This is a genomic window from Clostridioides sp. ZZV15-6597, assembly GCF_020657815.1.
GTDB lineage: Bacteria > Bacillota > Clostridia > Peptostreptococcales > Peptostreptococcaceae > Clostridioides.
The window spans coordinates 1-5,445 of record NZ_JAGWCT010000166.1; the positions used below are offsets into that span (position 1 = coordinate 1).

The 5,445-nt window shown below is 31.2% G+C and carries 3 protein-coding genes; 2 read left to right on the forward strand and 1 reads right to left on the reverse strand.

Going from position 1 to position 5,445, the window contains the following annotated elements; translation table 11 throughout:
- Positions 1–303: 303 nt before the first annotated feature.
- Positions 304–3,843, forward strand: a complete 3,540-nt coding sequence (gene nifJ, locus KGF52_RS20070) for a pyruvate:ferredoxin (flavodoxin) oxidoreductase (protein WP_227841399.1) — start codon at positions 304–306, stop codon at positions 3,841–3,843.
- A gap of 102 nt (positions 3,844–3,945) precedes the next feature.
- On the opposite strand, the gene KGF52_RS20075 is transcribed toward nifJ, so the two are convergent.
- Entirely contained in the window at positions 3,946–4,596 is a 651-nt protein-coding gene (locus tag KGF52_RS20075; RefSeq protein ID WP_227841400.1) for a methyltransferase family protein, read from the reverse strand.
- A 220-nt stretch (positions 4,597–4,816) separates the two neighbouring features.
- Between KGF52_RS20075 and KGF52_RS20080 the strand changes: the two genes are divergently transcribed.
- Entirely contained in the window at positions 4,817–5,413 is a 597-nt protein-coding gene (locus KGF52_RS20080; protein ID WP_227841401.1) for a TetR/AcrR family transcriptional regulator, read from the forward strand.
- Positions 5,414–5,445 lie beyond the last annotated feature (32 nt).

The window sequence follows — 5,445 nt, forward strand, 5'->3', positions numbered from 1 at the left end:
CCTAATATCAATATATACAAATAAATAAAAAAGTTTGAAAAGTCTAACTTAATTTATTATATATTGTATACAAAATTATGAAAAAAACTTAACATATTTAATTTAAAAAAAAATCTACTTAAATATGTAATTAATTTACAATTTTCAAAGGAATTTTATCCAATCTGTAGTATTATATTAGAAGATAGAGTATTTGCGCGACTATGTGTGTTTATATTTTTGTTGTGTAAATTATATGTAAATATAAAAAAATAGACTTGTTATAAACAAGTACAATTGTAGCTATCAAGGAGGATACATATTATGGCTAAGTTTATGAAAACACTTGATGGGAATACAGCTGCAGCTCACGTTGCCTATGCATTTACAGATGTAGCAGCTATATACCCAATCACACCATCTTCAACTATGGCTGAAGTAGTTGATGAGTGGGCATCACAAGGAAGAAAAAATGTATTTGGACAAAAAGTTAATGTTGTTGAAATGCAATCAGAAGCAGGAGCAGCAGGAGCATTCCATGGTTCTTTACAAGGTGGAGCTTTAACTTCTACTTTTACAGCATCTCAAGGTTTATTATTAATGATACCTAACATGTATAAAGTTGCAGGGGAGTTATTACCAGGAGTATTCCATGTAAGTGCTCGTGCTTTAGCATCTCAAGCTTTATCAATATTTGGGGATCATCAAGACGTTATGGCTGCTAGACAAACTGGATGTGTATTATTAGCTTCTGGTTCAGTTCAAGAAGTAGCTGATATAGCACCTGTTGCACATTTAGCTGCAATAGAAGGTAAATTACCATTTATACATTTCTTTGATGGATTCAGAACTTCACATGAAATCCAAAAAGTGGAATTATTAGAAAATGAAGATTATGCAAGTTTATTAAACTTTGAAGCAGTTCAAGCATTTAGAGATAATGCTTTATCTCCAAATCATCCAGTTACTCGTGGTACTGCTCAAAACCCAGATATATATTTCCAAACTAGAGAAGCTTCTAACAAATACTATCAAAATATAGTAGGTATAGTTGAAAAATACATGGAAAAAATGAGTGATTTAACAGGTAGAAAACATAGTTTATTTGATTACTATGGAGCAGAAGATGCTAAATCTATATTAATTGCTATGGGTTCTGTAACAGAAACAATAGAAGAAACTATAGATTACTTAAATGCTAAGGGAGAAAAATATGGTTTAGTTAAAGTTCATTTATACAGACCATTCTCAATGAAACATTTCTTAGATGCTGTGCCATCTACTGTTGAAAGAATATGTGTGCTTGATAGAACTAAAGAACCAGGTTCAACTGGTGAACCATTATACTTAGATGTACGTGATGTATTCTATGGAAAAGAAAATGCTCCTATGATAATAGGTGGAAGATACGGATTAGGTTCAAAAGATACTACTCCTTCAGATATAAAAACTGTTTTTGATAACTTAGTTTCAGAACAACCTAAGAATGGATTTACAGTAGGTATAGTTGATGATGTAACTAATACTTCTTTAACTCCATCTGAATCAATTAAAATAGCTTCTAAAGGAACTATAAGATGTAAGTTCTGGGGATTAGGTTCTGACGGTACTGTTGGAGCTAACAAACAAGCTATAAAAATAATCGGTGACCATACTGAAAAATATGCTCAAGCTTACTTTGATTATGACTCTAAAAAATCTGGTGGTATAACTATGTCTCACTTAAGATTTGGTGATACTCCAATAAGAGCTACTTATTTAATAGATGAAGCTGACTATATTGCCTGTCATAAACAATCATATGTTTATCAATATGATTTATTAAAAGGTCTTAAAAAAGGTGGTACATTTGTACTTAACACTATATGGGATCAAGCAGGAATTGAAGAAAACTTACCAGCTCACATGAAACAATATATAGCTAAAAATGATATAAAATTCTATACAGTTAATGCTGTTAAACTAGGACAAGAAATAGGTCTTGGAAATAGAATAAACATGATAATGCAATCTGCATTCTTTAAATTAGCTGAAATAATACCAGAAGAAGATGCTGTTAAATACTTAAAAGATTCTATAGTTAAAGCTTATGGTAAAAAAGGTGAAAAGATAGTTAACATGAACTATGCTGCTGTTGATGCAGGAATAAATGCTTTAGTTAAAGTTGAAGTTCCAGCTTCTTGGGCAAATGCTGTTGATGCAGATAAAGAAGAAGTTAAAGAACCAGAATTTATAAGAAATATATTAAGACCAATGACTGCACAAGAAGGTAATAACTTACCAGTAAGTACATTCAATGGTATAGAAGATGGAACATTCCCTTGTGGTACTTCAGCTTATGAAAAACGTGGTATAGCTGTTGATGTTCCTGAATGGGTATTGGATAACTGTATCCAATGTAACCAATGTTCTTTTATATGTCCTCATGCATGTATAAGACCAGTTTTAGTTACAGAAGAAGAATTAGCTAATGCTCCAAAAGGATTTGAAGCTAAAAAAGCATTAGGTAAAGGATTAGAAGGATTAAAATATAGAATTCAAGTTAGTCCACTAGATTGTACAGGATGTGGAAACTGTGCTGATATATGTCCAGCTAAAGAAAAAGCTTTAGTTATGAAACCAATAGATACTCAACTTGATACAGAGTTAGATAACTGGGCATTTGCAGTAAATCCTGAAGATGTAGCTCCAAAAGTTGATGTTATGCCTGCAAACACTGTTAAAGGAAGTCAATTTAGACAACCATTAATGGAATTCTCAGGAGCATGTGCTGGATGTGGAGAAACTGCATACATTAAGTTAGTTACACAATTATATGGAGATAGAATGATGATAGCTAATGCTACTGGATGTTCTTCTATATGGGGAGCTTCTGCACCTTCAACTCCTTATACTTGTAACCATGAAGGCAAAGGTCCATCTTGGGCAAACTCTTTATTTGAAGATAATGCTGAATACGGATTTGGTATGTACACAGCTGTTAAACAAATAAGAGGAAAAATAGTAGATGCTATGACAGAATTAGTTTCTATGGATATCTGTGAAGATGCTAAAGCAGTATTTACAGAATGGTTAGATTCTAGAAATGATGGAGAAGCTTCTAAAGTAGCAAGTGCTAAAGTTGTTGAATTATTAGAAAAACCAGCTTGTGATTGCACAGATGAAAAAGCTAAAGAATTAGTAAAAGCTATAAGAGATAGAAAAGATTATCTAGTTAAGAGATCTCAATGGATACTAGGTGGAGATGGTTGGGCATATGACATCGGTTATGGTGGATTAGACCATGTTCTTGCATCTGGTGAAAATGTAAATGTACTTGTATTTGATACAGAAGTATATTCAAATACAGGAGGTCAAGCTTCTAAAGCTACTCCAGCTGCTGCCATGGCTAAATTTGCTGCAGCAGGTAAACAATCTAGAAAGAAAGACCTAGGTATGATGGCTATGACTTACGGAAACGTATATGTAGCTCAAGTTGCTATGGGTGCTGATAAAAACCAATTTATCAAAGCTGTTCTAGAAGCTGAAAAACATGATGGACCATCTTTAATAATAGCTTATGCTCCATGTATAAATCATGGATTAAAAGAAGGTATGGGAAGAACTGTAGCTAACGAAGCACAAGCTGTTGCTTGCGGATACTGGCATTTATACAGATTCAATCCAGAAGTAAAAGCTGAAGGTAAAAACCCATTCACTTTAGATTCTAAGGAACCAACTGCAAGCTTCAGAGATTTCATACTTGCACAAGTAAGATACTCTGCTATAGCTAAACAATTCCCAGAAGAAGCTGATGGATTATTTGCAAAAGCTGAAGCTGATGCTAAAGAAAGATATGAAGGATACAAAAAATTAGCTGAATAATAATTAGAGTATTATAATGCTTATTTAAGATATAATTTGATAATAATTAGGGATACTATTAAAAAATAGTATCCCTTTTTTATTTATATCAAACTGTAAGAATTAAGATTTTGTTTCTGTATATTGTCCATGTTTTTTTAATCGTATTTTAGGAAGAAACATACCTGTTTTGTTGCGATAAACAATATAATTGTTTGAAAATTCATTTATCATGTCTTTTTCTTCTTTCTTTGCTAATCTATAATATACAATTACTAGTATAGGCCACATAATTAAAAGAGGTATTGTTGCCCATTCAAATATCATTCCAAGTGTTATTAGTAAGAATCCTGTATATTGTGGATGTCTTACATAATGATAAATTCCTGTTGTTACTAACTTTCCTTTTCCATCTTTGTACTTCCAATATTTCTTGTATATTGTTCTCCAACCTAAAACTACTAGTAAAGCACCAATAATGTTTAAAATTATACATATATACATTCCAAAATGACCAATGTATTGATTTAGTGTATGTCCCCACAATACACCATCTGGTAGTTGTTTGCCAAAAAACCATGCTACAAAGTACATACTCATTGGTATACCAAACATTTCAAGGGCGTAAGCTATTATAAATGCTAGATAGGCTGTAGTGGGCTTTCTTTGACTTTTTTTATAAAAGGGTAGAAAAAATAGAAAGATTCCATAAATTAATATCCAGATAATTACACCAATCCAATTACCATAGTGCGAAAGTGCTGTTTCGTTCATAAAATTATCCTCCCAAATTTAAATAATTTTTAATGTAAATGTATCTTAGACAACTAAGTAGATTTCAGCTATGTAATTATAAAAAAGATATTGCTATAAATAAAAATTATTTAAAAATATTTTTCGACCAGTGGTCAAGTTTTTTATATTGTATCATATTTTCGACCAGTGGTCAACTTTTTGATACTGTGTTATAATACAAAATAAGGATGGTGAGTATATGGACAAAAAAGAGTTGATTTTAAATGCCATGCAAGAATTATTAAGAGAAGAAAAAGGAGCAACTTGTTCAGTTAGTGATATTGCAAGAAGAGCAGGTATTGGAAAAGGAAGTATATATTATTATTTTAAATCTAAGGATGAAATATTTGATGCAGTAGTTGAACGAACTTATAGCCAGATTATAGACAAATGTAAAGTTATTGTAGAGAAAAGTCAATTGGATTCAATTTCAAAACTGATGCTATTATTTCAAAGTTATATAACATCAACAGTTGAATCTTCAATTGATGAATATCTTCACCAACAATTTAATGCTTCAATCCATCAAAAATCTCTTGCAGAAATACTTACTTCACTTTCTCCCATTATTGCAGAAATATTTCAACAAGGAGTGGAAGAAGGGATATTTAAATGTGAATATACTTTAGAAGTATCAGAGATAATTTTATCTATTTTCACTTTTTTACTTGACCCAGGTATTTTTTCTTGGAATAAAGAGGAGAAAAAACGCAAATTAGAAGCATTAAGTTTGATTTTAGAAAGAAGTCTAATGGCGCCGAAAGGAAGTTTTGATTTTTTTATAAGGGATTTTTAAATTATTTAATTATTAAATAATATTTATAATAT